Raw genomic sequence first — 17,183 nt, forward strand, 5'->3', positions numbered from 1 at the left:
TTATCGAAAAGCCACCCTGTTTTCATAGCGCCATTAGAGTTTAGGTAATACCAAGCCCCGCTATCAAAAAGCCATCCTGTTTGCATGACTCCGCTTGAATTTAAGAAATACCAATTATTATTGTTTTGTAACCATCCTTTTTTTACAGTTTCATTTGTTTTAATTGCTGTATTGTAAGTTGATACAGTTTCAGCCATCCCTTTTATAGGAATAAAAAGTATGCTTGATGCTAAGATAATTGATGCAGCTTTTTTTAACATTTCTTAATAATACTCCTTTTAGTAGTTTGTTAGTTTCATATTAACCAAAGTACTATTGTAACAAGGGAGGAGGAAAAAACAAACAAATATCATAAAAGTCTAATAAATTACTGTTAAAATAATTTTATATGAGTAGTTTCATATAATTGTTAGTAAAGTGGAATGTAAATAGAAGTGAAAAGGAACAGTGATTGAGAGACGAGCATAGAACTAGAAAAAGTTGACTTATACAGTCAATTTTTCATTTTGAGGTTGTTGTAAAATTCATACATATTCAAAAATAGATGCATAAAAAAATTCGTTTTCTTGGAAAAATGATACCATCAAACTATCCGAAGAAAGGACGAATTTGCTAGTATAATAACCAATTTTGATATTGAAAGTAACTGTTATGTACTTATTACTGTCCTAGTGGAAGAAATCGAAGTATTGAAATTATTAGCCTTTGGAGCAGGGTTATTAAATCATGTATTAAAAATATTGAGGTGGAGTTTATCTGAGATACTATAATATGATGAAGGGCTTCTAAATCTAGTATTAGGAATCTGAATGAAGTTACATATCATAAATAGAGAAGATCCGTCTCCGTTGAATGTGGGTATTCAGTTAAGGATTTTTTCATTTCGTTATAAAGGAAAGTACGATATACTTGACGTATCTTTAGAGGTGTAACTATAATTGTTACGATTCGGATTTTATAATGGAAAGGGTGAATGATGTAAGTGAATGAAAGTAATCACGATGTATATAAACCTGTAAGAGTAAACAGGTTATGGATGATTCTTGTATTAGGGACACTCACAGCAATTGGGCCATTGTCCATTGATATGTACTTGCCCTCGTTACCAAAATTAACGGATGATTTACAAACGAATGCTTCTCTTGCTCAGCTTACTTTAACAGCTTGCTTACTAGGGCTTTCGGTTGGACAATTATTTGTTGGTTCAATTAGTGATATTTATGGACGGCGCAAACCGCTTATTATTGCTCTTATTATCTATGTTGCATCTTCTTTATTGTGTGCCGTTGCACCATCTATTTGGAGTTTAGTTCTTTTACGTTTCTTACAAGGAGCTTCAGGCTCAGCAGGTATTGTTATATCACGTGCTATGGTACGTGATATGTACGCAGGTTCGGAGATGACAAAGTTTTTCTCACTGCTTATGTTAGTAAACGGAGCAGCGCCTATTTTGGCTCCAATTATTGGAGGACAATTGTTACAGTTTACATCATGGCGCGGGGTCTTTATCGTTCTTGGAGTGATAAGTGTATTTATGTTAGTATCCGCTATTTTTGTATTGCGTGAGACATTGCCTCTTGAGGAGAGAGAAACAGGTGGTTTAGCAGGAACATTAGCGACATATGGGAATTTGCTGAAAGATCGCTTATTTATGGGGTATGCTTTGTCACAAGGCTTAGTGTCAGCAGCAATGTTTGCTTATATTTCGGGCTCTCCGTTTGTGTTGCAAAATATATACGGGGCATCACCGCAAGCATTTAGTTTATTCTTTGCGATTAATGGTATTGGGATTATTATTGCTAGCCAAATTACTGGACGTTTAGCGGGGAAAGTAAATGAGACAACATTATTTGTAATGGGCGTCGGAATTGCAGCTGTTGGTGGTCTTTCTTTACTTCTTATGATTGTACTAGGAGCAGGGTTGATTGGTGTTTTATGTTCGTTATTTCTTGTTGTATCAAGTGTTGGGGTTGTATCGACAACAGGTTTTTCACTAGCAATGAGAAATCAAAAACAAGCTGCAGGAACAGCATCAGCTTTACTTGGTCTACTACAGTTCATTTCTGGAGCGCTTGTTGCGCCTTTAGTTGGGATTGGAGGTAGTAACACAGCACTTCCTATGGGAATTGTGATTGCCCTATGTGAAGTGGGAGCGGTTTTATGTTATATCTTTATGGCAAAGCGCAGTGAAAGACAGTTTGTACTTCGGGAAAAGCAGGATATAGAGGCATAAGAATACTAAAAAAGAGCTAATTCAAAGTATATTTTGAATTAGCTCTTTTTGTTATTTTCTTGGAGCAGCTCATACATATTATTCATGATTGCATCGTATAAAATAGCTAATTTATCCCAAACCCATCGATTTGAATCAACCTCTTTTTCACCGCAGTCAATAATATCTGTATGGTTCGTAATTCTATAAGCTCTTTCTACAATTATCGGAGCAATTTTTGGTATACGAGGAATAGCTTTTAAAATATCTGCAAAATTTCCGATATAGACATGCCCGATGATTTCAATTGTTAGTGATTCATCAGATATGTTTAGGGCGGTGTTGTATTTGTCTATATGCACTTGTTTTAAGTAACGGGCAAGTCTAAGTGGAGCGGTTCTCTTCTTTAATACGCGGCGAAGACTTTCTGTATTTTTGATATGGAGTGATCTTTTACGAATAAGAACGGAAAGTTCTTCTTCCATAAACATCATTTTGTTGTACATATATATTGTTGGCCTCCTTTTTTCTAAATAAATGGATAATGCAACCTTAGGTAGGAATGTTTCATTCATATGTAAGTCTAGCATGCTATGTTCCAGATGTGTGCTTACAGTTTTGTAAGGTGTAGAAGAAGAGCTGTGAAGATTCTGGGCGTATAAAGTGACGATACTGTGACAAAAATGGTGATATGTGTATAAAAGTACGGTCATAAGTGTAAAGTTTGAATGGTTCTCGTTATAATAGCAAGTGGAGATAAGTAGTAGATGTAGACAAAAGGAGAGTAAGAGATGAAGAAAGTGTGGAGTATTGTCTTGCTTGGAGGAATGCTTCTTTTAGCAGGGTGTAATGGAGATAAGGATACAAAAGAACCGAAAGAAAAAGTAGAACAATCGGCAGAGCAGAAAGAAGATATGAGAGTATATCGTGATGTGCATAATAAGTATGATGAGAAAATGAACAAAGAGTTAAATGAAGCAGTAAAATTATGGGAAGAAGCGAAGGAAAAAGGGGGGAAGGCACTAGTATATCCTAAGTTTAAAGAAGATGTACAAAAAGTAACCACGAGTATGTTAACGGATATCGATCATATGCGCAAAGAAATTCGTGTACCGAAGTCAAAAGAACAAGAACATGAGCTATATGTTGGCTTCTTAAATGAGACAGAACAAGCAATGAAAAAGTTAGAGAAATTAGCGAAAGATGAAGATTCGGCGTTAATTCGTGATATAGAAGTTCATTTTTCAACAGCTTCAACGTACTATAAACGCTTTCAAAAAGAAGCACAAAAATAACCTTGCAATGCGCAAGGTTATTTTTTCTTTTTCCCGTCCTCATCTTCAGCTACTAAGACTTTTTGCTCTTCATGAAATTCTGAAATTGTTTGCCCAGTAATGTTATCGAATGGAGTATAAAAGGAAGTTATATTTTTCTTTTTTATAAATAATTTATAGAAGCCTATGATAACTAATATTACGATTGTTAATGGTAATCCTATAACTGCCATAAGTAATGGATCCATCGTAGCTCTCCTTTCTACATAGAGAGGATTTTATTTGTCCTTTACCTTAGCATAAAACAAAAAAGGGAATTACTTTAAATATAATCCAACTGCTGCAAAAGCGTTGTTAGAAGAAGGTATGAAAGAAGAAGATATTATGTTTACAGAATATCCTTTAATTCCGATTATGTTCCCGACAGATTCTTATTTGCAAAAATTATCCGTATCTGGTTTAGAGTATATGATTAGTTCTGAGCCAAGCTTACGACATGCGAAAAAGTAAGCAAAAAATAAAGAAGTAGGCATTTGCCTACTTCTTTATTTTACTTCCTTCTTATACTCTTTCTTCGTTCCATCTGAGAACACAACTTCTAAGTCGAATTTTTGGTAGTCTTTATCAAGTTGGAATACGTCTACCACTTGATCAATTACTTCTTGATCAGGTGTATTTTTATCAAATGTTAACTTTTGTAGAAGTGGACTTAGTTTGGCAATAGCTTTGTCACTCGTTAGCTTTACATCTGTCTTGTGATCCTCAATCTTTCCTTCCATCTTTTTGTCTGCACCTTTACTTTTGTACTCCGCTTCATAATCTTTCTTCGTATCTTGGTAGTCTGCATTTAAGTGAAATTCGTTAAAGTTAAGTTTTAAATCTTGAGGTGCTTCATTTTTAGCTTCGTCCGTTGTTTTCTTATCAGAAGTTGGAGTTTCCTTTTTTGGTGCAGTACAACCTGTTAGCGCAGGTACTAGCATAAGTGCTAATAAAACTGAAAGTAAAATTCTCATAATATATTCCTCCTTAGTGTATCGTTCCTTCCATACAAGTTTTTCCCAATTTCATGTAATTATGTATGTGCTCGAAATAAATTATTTCCCGAAACGTACGCTGCAAATGGTTATTATACAATAATATTTGGTGGTGGAAATTTAAAGGAAAATATTATCTCTCTATTATTTATAATTGTTATTACACAAATTTTAGCTTTAATCGCTGTAGGACTATTATCTGTATTAAAGGGAAAGAGGCATTTAGTAAAAGAAGCATAAAGAAAAAGGGCATCCTTTTGGAGGATACCCTTTTTCTCTTGTAATCGAAGCTTTCGTTAAAATTAACTTCTATAAGGCGAGATTAATTCTCAACCTTTGCCCATTTGAAGTTAAGTGGTCCTGCAAAATCAACTTCAACTATTCCTTTTACATAAGAACGTTCTAAGTATGTTGTTCCATTTTGATAGAGAGGAGAGATAACAGCATCTTTAAATAAGATTTTTTCTGCCTGTTTTAAAGCTTCCCAACGTGCTTTTTCATCACCAGCAAAATCAGTTTTTGCTTTTTGGATTAAATCATCAAATTCTTTATTAGAATAGTGATCTAAGTTGTATGAGTTATCAGTTGTAAATAATTCTAAGAATGTAATCGGGTCAGCAAAATCAGGGCTCCAGCCATCAACAGCAATATCATAATTTCCTTGTAGCAATAATGTGACTTGTTGTTTACGTGGTTGAGGCTTCAAGTTAATTGTTAAGCCTTCTAGATTTTTCTCTAGTTGTTCTTTTAAATATTCACCAGTTTTTTTCGAAAGGTCATTATCGCTTGTTAATAATTCAATTGAAATTTTATCAGAACCTAATTCTTGTTTTGCTTGCTTCCAGAATTTTTGAGCATCTTTTGTATTTTCTTTCGTTAAATTGCCATTCTCCTCACGGAAATCTTTTCCAGTTGGTCCCTTTGCAAAGTTTTTTGGAACTAGAGAATAAGAAGGAAGAGAGCCATCATTTAAGAGAACATTTACAAATGCCTTTTTATCTATCGATTTATCGATAGCTTGGCGGATATTTACATTTTGTAACGTTTTATTTTTTTGATTCATTCGTACGAATTGTACACCAACATCTGGTCGTTCTTTAAAGTTACTATCTTTGCGATATTTATCAACAAGATCAGATGTTAAAGTAAGTCGATCGATTTGTTTTGATTCATATAAATTAACGGCTGTTGAATGATCTTTGACGATATTAAAATTAATTTCTTCAAGTTTCACATTATCCTTATCCCAATAGTTGGTATTTTTCTTAAACTTAAAGCTTTGTTCATGTTTCCAATCACTTAATGTAAAGGCTCCATTATAGATAAGCTTATTATCTTCTAATGCATATTTATCACCTTGTGATTTAAAGAATTCTTCATTAATCGGTAAAAATGTTGGGAATGCCGTTAAGCTAATGAAGTATGGAACTGGACGCTCTAATTCAACTTCAAAAGTGTGGTCGTCGATTGCTTTTACACCAAGTTGATCAGCCGAAAGCTCTTTACTATTAATCTTTTTTGCATTTTTTATATCAAAGAATAAAAAGGCATATTCAGAAGCTGTTGCTGAATCAACTGCACGTTGCCAAGCAAAGACGAAGTCCTTCGCTGTTACGGGTGTACCATTTGACCATTTGGAATCTCGTAAATGGAATGTATATTTTGTTTTATCCGGACTCACTTCATGAGACTTTGCAACACCAGGCACAGGTTTGTTTCCTTCACCAAGGTTATATAGACCTTCAAATACGTTTCTCATTACTTGACCAGAGTCAGTATCTGTAGCGCGTGCAGTATCCATTGTGCGGATTTCTGTACCAGCAGCTAAGTTCAATACTTGTTTATCAGGTGCTTTATCTTTTGCTTTTGCTCCGCTTGCATCGTCTTTATAGCTACCGCATCCTGTTAATAAAATACTTGCTCCTAAAACAGATGCGACAGCAGGTACAAATTTCTTTTTCATGTAAAATTCCTCCCTAAATTGTTTGGGTATTAAAAAAATAGTTAATGAACAACTTTGAGGGAAAGAAAAAATCCCTCTTTTCTTATCGAGAAAGAGGGATTTTTGTTTACAAGGCATGTACCTGTATATAAACGAAGTCCCTCATTCTATCTTTCAAGCATAATGCTTGCAGGAAGTGGCACAGTATTCAAAGTGAACCTGTTGCCGAGGTTTCAAAGGGCCAGTCCCTCCACCTCTCTTGATACAATGAGTAAACATAGTAATTTGTATTAATTTTTTTGTTTCTTTGATTATTCAAAATCTTACACCCGGATAAATGAACTGTCAATGAAATGAAACGTAGTTTAAATTTTCAGTCTATTAAATAGGGATATAAAAAGAAAGAGCACTGTGCAATTGCACAGTGACTCTCGTTTTTAAAAATCAAAATTATCAGGGTCTGGACCAACGCCATCTTCATTTTTGTATATTGCCGCTGTATCGATGCTGCGGTATCCATTTTTAATAGCTGCTTTTACAGAATCAATTACTTCTGTGCCATCTTCAACTTTAAAAAACACCTAAGCCAAACCAAGGCGTTTACACCGTTATGTAATGTTGTGTAAGCTTGTGAATTTCATATTAATTCCCTCTAGCTTTTTTATTGGTTGCTTCAATTGCTTGATAAATAATCTTCGAAAAATTATTTTCATATAGAACTTTTAAACCTTCTGCAGTTGAACCACCTGGTGTTGTCACTTGTTCACGAAGCATAGCTGGATCCTGTTCTTGCTCAAGCATAGCAGCAGAACCAGCAATCATTTGGATAACAAGATGTTTTGCTGTTGCTTCATCGATTCCATAGCTTTTTGTTGTTTCAATTAAACCTTCAGCAAAATGGTAAAGGAAGGCAGGTGCACTTCCAGTAACAGCGGTCAGCTGATGAACTTCTTCTTCCGTGCATAGCTGTGCTGTACCAATCCCCTTTAAGAGTAGTTGTAAAGTTTCTTGATGTTCAGCATTTACGAACTGTCCCATTGTATATAGAGAAATAGACTTTCCAATTGTCGCAGCTGTATTTGGCATAATCCAGGCAACAGGTGTACCTTGAGGAAGTTTTTCTTCTAAGTAAGATGGACCAATCCCGGCAGCAACCGTTACAACAAATTGATTGGTTAGAAGAGGAGATAACGCTGCTAATAATTGTTCATGTGCAGCTGGTGGCATCGCTAAAACAATGGTATCAACAGTTTTGATATGTTGAGTCCAATCACTCGTAATGGAGATATTATATTTTTTCTCTAATTGTTTAAGCTTTTCTATGTTACTTCGATTGGATACGATAATTTTTTCAATGTGTTCGTTACTTGTTTTGAGAAGTCCAGCAAAGATTGCTTCTGCCATACGGCCAGCACCAATAAATAAAATTCTATGTTTCTTTAGCATATCTTTTATTCCTTCCTGATTAGAATAGGGTATAAAAAACGATAACATCTTTGAGAGATCTTTGTAAAAAGAAAAGACTTATATGAATTTGCTATAAGGATTAGTATATGCCATATTAACTTTTATAGTAATTTAGCTATTGATAGGTTGGTAAGAGAGCATCTGGTCATGTTTAAAAGCGGATAGATTGCCAAGCTAAAGCAGAGAGAAAACAAGTGAAAGTCCCCTTTTGTTTGTCATAGCGGTAACTTAAATGTCTAAAGATCAAATTACACAGATAGATTGGAAAGAAAAGTGATTAAGGAATAGAAAACCCTCTGAAGCATGTATGCTTCAGAGGGTTTAGTAATAGATTGTGTAATTATGCCTTTGTCATACCAAGTAAAACAGCACCGCCGATAATTAGGACACTACCTAGTGCAATAAATCCCATTTGGCGTTTCGTTTTCTTTTCTCCTAAGAAGACAATCGCACCGAATGTAGAGATAACGATGCCAGTTTGAGATAATGGGAAGCTTGTTGCTACTCCAACTCGTGGTAAGGAAAGAAGTAAGAATAAGTTTCCTGTTCCCCATAGTAAACCAGATAATATGTTACGAACTGCATATTTGTTAAACGGTTTATATTTAGATGTCAGTACCACTGCACCAACAAACATACCGACTGCTTGCGGTAAAATAGCAGACCAACCATCGATATTGTACCAACGAATGATAATTACATATACAAGGTAACCAAAAGTAGAAACAATTAAAGTTAAAAGCCCTTTTTTCAGTTGTCCCGGTGGCTGTGCATTTTCTTTATCATCTAGTGAAGTAAAGACAACACCAATTACAATTAAAAGGATTGCAATCGTTCCCATAATAATCGTAGTAGTAGTAGTCCACTCATGGAAAGCGATAACGCCAAAGATAGAAGTCGCAACAAGTTGCATCCCAGTTGAAATGGTTACAGTTGTTGAAACACCTAGCTTTTCAACAGTTTTTAATTGGTTTGCTTGTCCTAAAGCCCAGAATAGACCTGAAATAAAACCGACGATTAAGATTGTCATAGTTAAAGCCGGTTGAGTAAATATATACATAATTGTTGCAAAGAATAAGGCACCAATTGTCATACCTAATGTTTGGCTATATGCACCGCCGCCCATTTTTACGCTTACTAATAAGACGTTTCCCCATGCAATTGCAGGAAGAAGCGCTAATAAAATGTCCATTACAAGACTCCCTTCACTTTTCTATATCAATATAATTTAATTTAATTTCGTTTTAACGATCGGTAATTTCCCACTTAGAAAGTGGAAGATTACCGATTGTTAAAACAGGATGAAGAATTTACGATATAAATGCGGTTTCATTTCTTCATTTTTTTCAAATACCTAAATATAATAACAGGAAAGTACCTATTTTAGAAAGTAAATTCAAATAGAATGTATATTTCTACAAAAATTAAAATTCTGTTATTTAATCTCGTTTTTTAAGCTTAGTAAGACCTTATCTCAAAAGTCAGCAGGAGCTAATCAAAGTTTTATTTTATCAAAATAAAAAAAGACCTCAAATTGAGGTCTTTTTTAAATGGGGATGGGGGGAATAAAGTTACTTAGCTCTTTTTAAGAAATGGGGAGAGGGGGACAATCTACTTCCCATTGGCTTTACTTTATAACTTAATTATATGGAATGTGGGAAATAGTAACTATCGAATTAGCTTACAATAGGATTACAATTTTGTAAGGTTGGGATAAAGTGAAACTTTAATCAATGGGGTTTTACAGCACTCGAACAGCAGGATAAATTGTTTCATTCTACAAAACAATTTATTTTTCGGGAAATAAAAAAGCAGCTTTTGTCGAAAGCCGCTTTAAGAAGTAGTAATTCTTTTATTAATTAGCTGGATGCACAATAAGAATAGGAGTGACATACCGACTGTTATGATAACAAGCGTCCAGGCGAGCTGCATGTTACTTGCGTCAATCGCCATATAAATGGCTGTAGGAATTGTTTGTGTTTTTCCTGGAATGTTACCAGCAAACATAAGTGTTGCTCCAAATTCACCAAGTGCACGTACAAAGCTTAATATCATTCCACTAAGTAGTGCGGGGAATGCAAGCGGCAATGTGACATGTAAGAAGACTTGGTATTCACTGGCCCCAAGATCACGGGCACCGTCTTCAATTTGCTCGTTTGCAATAGAAAAACCTGTCTTGGCCGATTGATACATAAGTGGGAATGAAACGACTGTTGAAGCGATGACAGCAGCCCATGATGTAAACATAATAGAGTGTTGAAATAATGATTCAATCCACTTACCAACTGGGCTGTTATTCCCAAAAATAATAATGAGAAAGAACCCAATAACAGTTGGCGGGAGCACCATCGGTAATAGAAAAATGGTTTCTAATAACACTTTATAGCGCCACGAGGAGCGAGCTAATACTCGTCCAATAATTGTGCCGAAAATCATAACAATAATGGTGGCGAGTGCAGCTACTCGTAAGGAAAGAAAAATAGGCGGCCAAAGTGCATCAAATGCCATGGTAGTTAAGATAGAATTGTAAATCCATATTTTTTAAAGATAGATTGTGCCTCTTTTGACTGTAAATATTCATAGAATGAAGTCGCCTCTTTCTTATGCTTGGATTCTTTTATAACCCCTGCTGGATAGTGGATCGGTTCATGAGAATTAGTTGGTGCTGCATTTGCAATTTTTACTTTGTCTGAAATGAGAGCATCTGTTTTGTATACAATTCCAGCATCTACATTTCCTGTTTCTACATATGTTAACACTTGGCGGACGTCTTTTGTAAATACAATTTTGTTTTGGAGGTCATTCCATAGATTTTCATGCGTAAGTGAAGCTTTTGCATATTTTCCGGCTGGTACAGATTCAGGTGTACCAATTGCTAGTTTCTTCACTTTTTCTTCTTTTAACTCTTGAAATGTTTTAATGGAACTTTCCTTTGGAACGACTAAAACAAGTTCATTTCCAAGAAGATTTTTCCCCTCTTTTTCATTAATAAATCCTTTTTTTACAAGCGTTTGAAATTTATCTTCTGCTGCAGAGAAGAAGATATCAGCAGGAGCCCCTTGTTCAATTTGCTGCTGAAGTGCACCAGAACCACCAAAGTTAAAGGAAAGCTTTATGTTTGGTTCTTTCTGTTTATATTGTTTTTCAATTTCTTTGAAAGCATCCTGTAAACTTGCAGCTGCAGATATCGTAAGTTCAACTGTCTTTTCTTCTTTAGCAGTCGTTTTTTCTTTTTTTTCTCCACTTGTGCAAGCCGAGCTAAATATAAGAAGGAAAGAAAGCATGAATACCCCAATGTACCGTAATGTAAATCTGTTCATAAATATAATCCCCTTTCTTTTCACCATATTAATTATAACTAATTATATTTAATTATAAATAGATATAATTAAATATAATGTGAAATAAATCACTTTTTGAAAAAATAGGAGAAATTTTCTTTCTTTGTTACAATGAAAAGAGAAAGTGAGGAATCGTCTATGGATCATCATTCCTACACAACGGAAGAAGTAGCAAATCGATTAAAAGTCTCAAAGTTAACAGTGTATGATTTAATTAAAAAGGGTGAACTACCTTCCTACAGAGTTGGTAGACAAATGCGCATCGATGCAGTGGACTTAGAACAATATATTAAGCAAATGAAAACAGGGAAAGTACAAACTGCTTCTATGAAACTAAAGGAGAAGAATAGAGAATCTTCCTGTGTAATTAGTGGACAAGAGTTAACATTAGATATGCTAGCGAAACATCTTGAAAGATTTTTAACAGGCTCTAGTATGCTCCGGGCTTATCAGGGGAGTTTAATGAGTTTAATTAAAATGTCTCAAGGAGAAGGAAGTATCGTTAGTTTACATTTGTTTGATGGAGATACAGGAGAATATAACATCCCATATGTAAAACGAATTTTAGTTGGACAGCCATGTATTGTGATGAACTTATTAGCGAGAAATGTTGGGTTTTATGTCCAAGAAGGAAATCCAAAAGGAATACAAAAGTGGGCTGACTTGAGTCGTTCATCGATTCAATTTGTGAATCGTGAAAAAGGATCGGGAATTCGTGTACTAGTAGATGAACAGGTGAGAATTCAAAATGTAGATAAAGCAAATATTCGAGGATATAATTGGGAAGAGTCTAATCATCTTGGTGTTGCCTCTCAAATTGCTAATAGGAAAGCCGATGTCGGCATAGGAACAGAAAAGGTAGCACAAATTGTGAATGTAGATTTTATTCCACTTATGGAAGAACAATATGACTTAGTAATCTTAAAAAATAAAGAAAATGAACAACTTATTGAAGCAGTAAAAGAAATACTGCAATCGACAGAATTTCAAAATGAACTACGAGCAATTGGTGGGTACGATATAAGTAAAACAGGTCAAATTATATATGAAACAAATTGAAAAAGCTGCTTGTCTATGGACGAGCAGCTTTTTCTCTATATAAAGGGGTTAGGGGAAACAAGTTTATAGGACAAGACCTTGAGCAAGTGCGTAAATAAATGCTGTAAGAAGAGCTGCGCCGCTTGCAAGTCCGATAAAGTCTAATTTGTTAAAAGTAATGTTGTTCATAGTTATCTCTCCTTATTTGTTTAATGTAGTAGCAACCGCTTTTGCATCGACAAGAGCGGATAACACCATACTCATTGTATTTACAAATTTATTTGTTTTCATTTTGTTCATCATCCGTATCCGCCCCTTTCCGAATTGTTGTTGCCCTTGTTTCTGTCTTAATTATATGAAATACGACCAGGAGTAACTATCGAATTAGCTTACAGCAAGATTACACCTTTGTAAGAATTAATTTTTGAAAATTGTCACTTAATTTTATTACCAACTACTAAAACTTAGTGTTATAATTATTGTAAGGATATAATTAAACTTTGGATATTGAGAAAGGAACGAAACGAATGTATAAGCTAATTACATTTTTGTTGAAATATATATTTAAAACGCTTGGAAAAGTGGAGGTTCAAGGAAAAGAAAAATTACCTGAAGGTGGGCCGTATGTTATTGCTTGTACGCATACGAGTTTTATGGATGTTTTAATGCTGGCAGCTGGGATGTACCCAACGGAAATTCATTATATGGCCAAAAAGGAACTGTTTGAAAGTAAATTTACAAATTGGTTCTTTAAGAATGTAAATGCTTTTCCGGTAGATCGCGCAAATCCAGGGCCAAGTACATTGAAAATTCCATCCCGTTTATTAAAAGATGGGAAAGTAGTAGGGATTTTTCCAAGTGGAACGAGATCGACAGAGGATGTTTCTTTAAAAGCAGGAGCTGTTACGATTGCAATGCGTTCTAATGTTCCTTTAGTACCAGCAGCTTATGTTGGGCCATCAAGTGTAAAAGAATTAATTAAGGGGAAAAGAGCACAATTAATTTTTGGTAATCCGATTCAAGTTGAAGCGGGAGAGACAGTGGATCGAAAAACGGCTATGAAAATGATGACGGATCAATTAAATACAATGTTTGAAGAATTAACAGAGACATTACAACAAAATAAAAAATAGGAAAAGACGACCGGGCATAGACGGTCGCCTTTTCTATTACTATCTATATAAAGGGGAAAGGGGACACAAAATTATAGAAGCGTAGCAGCATAAATGAAAGCTGTAAGAAGAGCTGAGCCGCTAGCTAATCCGATAAAATCTAATTTGTTAAAAGTAATATTGTTCATCATACTCTCTCCTTACTTATTTAATGAATGAGCAACTGATTTTGCATCGACAAGAGCGGATAACACCATGCTCATTGTATTTACGAGTTTATTTATTTTTATTTTGTTCATCATGCGTATTCGCTCCTTTTCGAATGGTTGTTGTTACTTTCTGACCTAATTGTACGAAATATAGAGGGAAGTCACTATCGAATTAGCTTACAGGAGGATTACACTTTTGTAAGGAAACTGAACATCTATGTAAGGATATAAATATTTGACAAGGGATTATGAAATTCGTACGTTAAAGAAAGAGGTGAGCACATGACAAATATTAGAGATATCGCAAAGCTAGCAGGTGTGTCCGTTATGTGCCATTACATAGCGGATTTTTTTGAGAATTTTTTTTGACTGGAAACGCGTTTCATACTTTATAACTGAATTATACCGGTTATGTAGTAATCCAGGGATTCTTTTCAAGTGTTACGACAGTGAATAGAATTTGGAGGAGTATTGATGGATGAACTATTATTGAATGTGAGAAAGTATGTAGAGCCTGATGAACAAATCTTGTCTTTTATTGATATTGTTGTAATTGTAGGATCGGTATTCATTATTGGGCAAGAAAAAGCAATGTATACGCTCGTTGCAGTATTTATCGGAGCAAAAGTAATCGACTTTATTGTAGAAGGAATTAATACGAAAACAGCAGTTACGATTATATCTAGTCAACCAGATTTAATTCGTGAAACGATTACGAAACATATGACACGGGGTGTTACTGTTTTAGAAGGTCGCGGTGGTTATACTGGAAAAAATAAAGAAGTACTATATGTCGTAATTAATAAGCAAGAGCTTGTAAAATTAAAACAAGTAATCAGTAATGTAGATGAAGATGCATTTGTTGTTATTCACGATGTACGAGATGTACTTGGCGGTGGTTTTAAAGCAAGCTAAAAAGATGAACGAGGGGATTCGTTCATCTTTTTTTATTTTATAATTTGGGGAAGGATCTTCATTAGTTTTTCTTTTATTCGTTTTGCAAAGGATGGATTTTTACCAGAAGTTGATATGCTTATAACATATTCGTCATTTCGAATGATTGCAGGTGTATGAAAGGATGACTCTGTGCCATCACTTACGATATTAACCCATTGAAAATCATGTGCAGCTTGTTTGACCATCATATTTACATCATGATGATTTGTTGCAGCATAGATGAGATGAGCATCTTTAATATCTTCTTCTGTAAACATTTTTTCCTTCCATGTAATATAGGTGAGATTCTCCATTTCTTCACAAATATACGGGCTCACAATCGTGACACGAGCTCCTGTATTCTTTAAACCAGCTGCCTTTCGATATGCAATTTTTCCACCACCGATGATCACAACCGTTTTGCCTTGGAGATTACACATAATTGGATAAATGTTATACATGTACATATTCCTCCATTCGCTCTAATAAAGCAGATTTCATGTAGGAATCAAATTGAAGACAATTACAAGTTGTAACGTTAGCATATTTTTTTGCATGCCGATTTATTTTCTGAAGTAATAACCCAGTGAAGAGAAGATAAGGCATGACATATACATGCCTTGCGTGCGATGACTTTTCATTGAGTTCATCAGTAAAAGAAGGTGTTCCTTTTGTTAAAAAGGAGCAGGAAACCGGCAAGCAGAGTCTTTGCTGGGCAGCTGCCCCAATTTGTCTTAATTCATGTATAGGCTGAGAATCACTGCTACCACGGCCAACAAGTAAGATTTCACTATTTGGCATTGGCATAGCTTCACGTATTCGTTTTATGACAAGTTCGATCATAAGCGGATGTGTACTAAAAGGTGGTATAACTGAAAATGTAATGTGTGGATAGTGCTTTTTTATTTTCTCAATTTCAAAAGGAACATCACGTTTATAATGGGCCGCTGCAAATAATAAAACAGGGACAATTAAAATCTCAGTTGCACCTTCAGTGATTGCTTCTACAATCGCATCTTGAACAGTCGGTGTTGTTAGTTCGAGAAATCCAATTTTTTGGATATTTTCACTTCGCTCGTTTATAACAGACTGAACAAAGTGAATGAACTGTTTATTGCCTTCTTGTAATCTGCTACCGTGTCCAATATAAACGATGCCTTTCATTGTGTAAGCACCTCTTTCTCATTGATGATAGCTTGTAATTGATAATCAATGTGATGAAGTCCAACTTTATTGGCATATTGTAAAGTTGGTTCATCGATATAGGAGAATGGTAAATTCAGAATATCTGTGAAGCCAAGGCGGTTTACTTCTGTGATAAACGTATCGATTGCAGCACGTCCTTCAAATACAATGCTATCCCATGTGAATTCAGTCAGTGTGCGTGAATGAACTTCATCAAAACGATGATCAATTGTATATTCGTGTGTCATGATATAAGAGCCAGCACCTATTTTTTCCTGAATGGCGGCAATTCGATTAATGTTTCGACCTAAATAAACAGTTGTTTCGTTGGAAAGTGTTGCAGGTAAGCTTAAAAGCCCATACTGCATAAGTGCCTTCTGTGTAGTGGCATTCATATACTGCAATGTTGCTTTTAAGGAGCGAATATCTTTTTGATGCTGCGCACATGATTGGAATAAGATTGCTACACTTTCAGCTGAGCAGAAAACAAGGCGCTCAGCATTAAAAATTTCACTAATCTGCTCAGGTGTTAATACATATTTTTGTTTTTTGAAAGTTGGTATTTGATATATTTCTGCGCCCGCTGCTTGTAACTTTTGCGCTAGTATACTTGTTTTGTTTGTTGCAGAGGCAAATAAAACTTTTTTTCCATGTAGTGGCTTGTGTTCTTTCCAGGCAATTTGTTTTCGTAAGGACACCACTTCACCAACAATTGTCATCGATGGATTTGAAATCTGTTCTTTTTTCACATCATCCACGATTGTGGAGAGTGTACCTGTAACAACTCGTTGTTTTCCAGTTGTACCCCATTCAATAACTGCTACTGGTGTATCTTTTTTTCTTCCTGTTTGTAATAAATTCTCGCAAATTACCGGCAAGTTTTTAACGCCCATGTAAAAAGCAATTGTATCGCTGTTTAAGAGGGAGCTGTAATTTACTTGGTCGCTAATTGCGCCTTTTGTATGACCGGTTAACAAAGTTACACTATTACTGTAATTACGATGGGTAAGAGGGATGCCGGCATATGCACTAGCGGCAATACTAGATGTAATCCCTGGAACAATCTCGTATAAAATGTTTTCTGCTGCTAAAGCGGCTGCTTCTTCACCAACGCGACCAAAAATAGATGGATCTCCGCCTTTTAAGCGGACGACCGTTTTACCTTCTTTTGCAGACTGAATTAAATGAGCGTTAATCATTTCTTGTCGCATAATATGATTTGTTGGCATTTTTCCGCAATAGACGAGTTCGCATGTTGGCTTTGTATAGCGAAGTAAAGTTTGATTTAATAAGCGGTCATATAAAACAACATCTGCTTGTTTTAGGCAATCTATTGCTTTTTTAGTAATAAGTCCTTCATCACCAGGTCCTGCACCAACTAAATATACGTATCCGTTCATCTCTACACCTCATCTATTTTTACTTGAAAGGAA

The 17,183-nt window shown here is 35.2% G+C and carries 18 protein-coding genes, 3 pseudogenes and 1 riboswitch; of the genes and pseudogenes, 6 read left to right on the forward strand and 15 right to left on the reverse strand.

The window, feature by feature from the left end; all coding sequences use genetic code 11:
* Positions 1–260 (reverse strand): annotated as a pseudogene (locus C568_RS36120) (glucosaminidase domain-containing protein); the annotation flags it as partial.
* Between the two features lie 776 nt (positions 261–1,036).
* Between C568_RS36120 and C568_RS0114840 the strand changes: the two are divergent.
* Complete coding sequence (locus C568_RS0114840; protein WP_029427325.1) at positions 1,037–2,233, forward strand: multidrug effflux MFS transporter; 1,197 nt, start codon at positions 1,037–1,039, stop codon at positions 2,231–2,233.
* A 38-nt stretch (positions 2,234–2,271) separates the two neighbouring features.
* On the opposite strand, the gene C568_RS0114845 is transcribed toward C568_RS0114840, so the two are convergent.
* Positions 2,272–2,718 carry a hypothetical protein gene (locus tag C568_RS0114845; protein ID WP_018781990.1) on the reverse strand — a complete coding sequence of 149 codons (447 nt, stop codon included), beginning with the start codon at positions 2,716–2,718 and terminating at the stop codon, positions 2,272–2,274.
* A 285-nt stretch (positions 2,719–3,003) separates the two neighbouring features.
* On the opposite strand from C568_RS0114845, the gene C568_RS0114850 reads away from it, so the two are divergent.
* Positions 3,004–3,507, forward strand: coding sequence for a hypothetical protein (locus C568_RS0114850; protein ID WP_018781991.1), 504 nt, complete (start codon positions 3,004–3,006; stop codon positions 3,505–3,507).
* Positions 3,508–3,524: 17 nt separating this feature from the next.
* Here C568_RS0114850 and C568_RS0114855 read toward each other — a convergent pair whose 3' ends face one another.
* On the reverse strand, positions 3,525–3,734 hold the full coding sequence (locus C568_RS0114855) for a DUF3951 domain-containing protein (protein WP_018781992.1): 210 nt from the start codon (positions 3,732–3,734) through the stop codon (positions 3,525–3,527).
* A 58-nt stretch (positions 3,735–3,792) separates the two neighbouring features.
* Here C568_RS0114855 and C568_RS0114860 point away from each other — a divergent pair.
* Positions 3,793–3,996: pseudogene (locus tag C568_RS0114860) on the forward strand (peptide ABC transporter substrate-binding protein); the annotation flags it as partial.
* A 35-nt stretch (positions 3,997–4,031) separates the two neighbouring features.
* On the opposite strand, the gene C568_RS0114865 reads toward C568_RS0114860, so the two are convergent.
* From C568_RS0114865 to modA, 7 genes and pseudogenes are all read right to left on the reverse strand, one after another.
* Positions 4,032–4,499, reverse strand: coding sequence for a YusW family protein (locus tag C568_RS0114865; RefSeq protein ID WP_003194504.1), 468 nt, complete (start codon positions 4,497–4,499; stop codon positions 4,032–4,034).
* Positions 4,500–4,842: 343 nt separating this feature from the next.
* Entirely contained in the window at positions 4,843–6,483 is a 1,641-nt protein-coding gene (locus C568_RS0114870; protein WP_018781993.1) for a peptide ABC transporter substrate-binding protein, read from the reverse strand.
* A gap of 143 nt (positions 6,484–6,626) precedes the next feature.
* Positions 6,627–6,731: riboswitch (SAM riboswitch) on the reverse strand.
* Positions 6,732–6,926: 195 nt separating this feature from the next.
* Positions 6,927–7,078: pseudogene (locus C568_RS34275) on the reverse strand (aldo/keto reductase); the annotation flags it as partial.
* Positions 7,079–7,104: 26 nt separating this feature from the next.
* Complete coding sequence (gene proC / locus C568_RS0114880) at positions 7,105–7,908, reverse strand: pyrroline-5-carboxylate reductase (RefSeq protein ID WP_018781994.1); 804 nt, start codon at positions 7,906–7,908, stop codon at positions 7,105–7,107.
* 361 nt (positions 7,909–8,269) lie between these two features.
* The gene (locus C568_RS0114885; RefSeq protein ID WP_003194497.1) at positions 8,270–9,121 is read right to left on the reverse strand and encodes a GRP family sugar transporter; all 852 of its coding nucleotides are present in this window, start codon (positions 9,119–9,121) and stop codon (positions 8,270–8,272) included.
* Between the two features lie 641 nt (positions 9,122–9,762).
* Entirely contained in the window at positions 9,763–10,437 is a 675-nt protein-coding gene (modB, locus tag C568_RS0114890; RefSeq protein WP_003194495.1) for a molybdate ABC transporter permease subunit, read from the reverse strand.
* Between the two features lie 5 nt (positions 10,438–10,442).
* Positions 10,443–11,249, reverse strand: coding sequence for a molybdate ABC transporter substrate-binding protein (modA, locus tag C568_RS0114895; protein ID WP_018767158.1), 807 nt, complete (start codon positions 11,247–11,249; stop codon positions 10,443–10,445).
* A gap of 132 nt (positions 11,250–11,381) precedes the next feature.
* On the opposite strand from modA, the gene C568_RS0114900 reads away from it, so the two are divergent.
* Complete coding sequence (locus C568_RS0114900; RefSeq protein ID WP_003194491.1) at positions 11,382–12,329, forward strand: substrate-binding domain-containing protein; 948 nt, start codon at positions 11,382–11,384, stop codon at positions 12,327–12,329.
* 63 nt (positions 12,330–12,392) lie between these two features.
* Here the strand turns inward: C568_RS0114900 and C568_RS33015 are convergent, their stop codons facing one another.
* Positions 12,393–12,497, reverse strand: a complete 105-nt coding sequence (locus C568_RS33015; RefSeq protein ID WP_016116987.1) for a DUF3948 family protein — start codon at positions 12,495–12,497, stop codon at positions 12,393–12,395.
* Between the two features lie 338 nt (positions 12,498–12,835).
* On the opposite strand from C568_RS33015, the gene C568_RS0114915 reads away from it, so the two are divergent.
* The gene (locus C568_RS0114915; RefSeq protein WP_026008688.1) at positions 12,836–13,441 is read left to right on the forward strand and encodes a lysophospholipid acyltransferase family protein; all 606 of its coding nucleotides are present in this window, start codon (positions 12,836–12,838) and stop codon (positions 13,439–13,441) included.
* Positions 13,442–13,512: 71 nt separating this feature from the next.
* On the opposite strand, the gene C568_RS33020 is transcribed toward C568_RS0114915, so the two are convergent.
* On the reverse strand, positions 13,513–13,608 hold the full coding sequence (locus tag C568_RS33020; protein ID WP_018767156.1) for a DUF3948 family protein: 96 nt from the start codon (positions 13,606–13,608) through the stop codon (positions 13,513–13,515).
* Positions 13,609–14,103: 495 nt separating this feature from the next.
* Between C568_RS33020 and C568_RS30875 the strand changes: the two genes are divergently transcribed.
* Positions 14,104–14,544 (forward strand): YitT family protein, encoded by a 441-nt coding sequence (locus C568_RS30875; protein ID WP_006093125.1) that lies wholly within the window; start codon positions 14,104–14,106, stop codon positions 14,542–14,544.
* 32 nt (positions 14,545–14,576) lie between these two features.
* On the opposite strand, the gene C568_RS0114940 is transcribed toward C568_RS30875, so the two are convergent.
* From C568_RS0114940 to C568_RS0114950, 3 genes are read right to left on the reverse strand one after another with little or no spacing between them, the layout of a single operon-like run.
* Complete coding sequence (locus C568_RS0114940) at positions 14,577–15,026, reverse strand: precorrin-2 dehydrogenase (protein ID WP_018781995.1); 450 nt, start codon at positions 15,024–15,026, stop codon at positions 14,577–14,579.
* Positions 15,019–15,729, reverse strand: a complete 711-nt coding sequence (locus C568_RS0114945) for a sirohydrochlorin chelatase (protein WP_018781996.1) — start codon at positions 15,727–15,729, stop codon at positions 15,019–15,021. The genes C568_RS0114940 and C568_RS0114945 overlap by 8 nt, the downstream gene beginning before the upstream one ends.
* Positions 15,726–17,150 (reverse strand): uroporphyrin-III C-methyltransferase, encoded by a 1,425-nt coding sequence (locus C568_RS0114950; RefSeq protein ID WP_018781997.1) that lies wholly within the window; start codon positions 17,148–17,150, stop codon positions 15,726–15,728. The genes C568_RS0114945 and C568_RS0114950 overlap by 4 nt, the downstream gene beginning before the upstream one ends.
* Positions 17,151–17,183 lie beyond the last annotated feature (33 nt).

The organism is Bacillus sp. 95MFCvi2.1, assembly GCF_000374965.1.
Taxonomy (GTDB): domain Bacteria; phylum Bacillota; class Bacilli; order Bacillales; family Bacillaceae_G; genus Bacillus_A; species Bacillus_A pseudomycoides.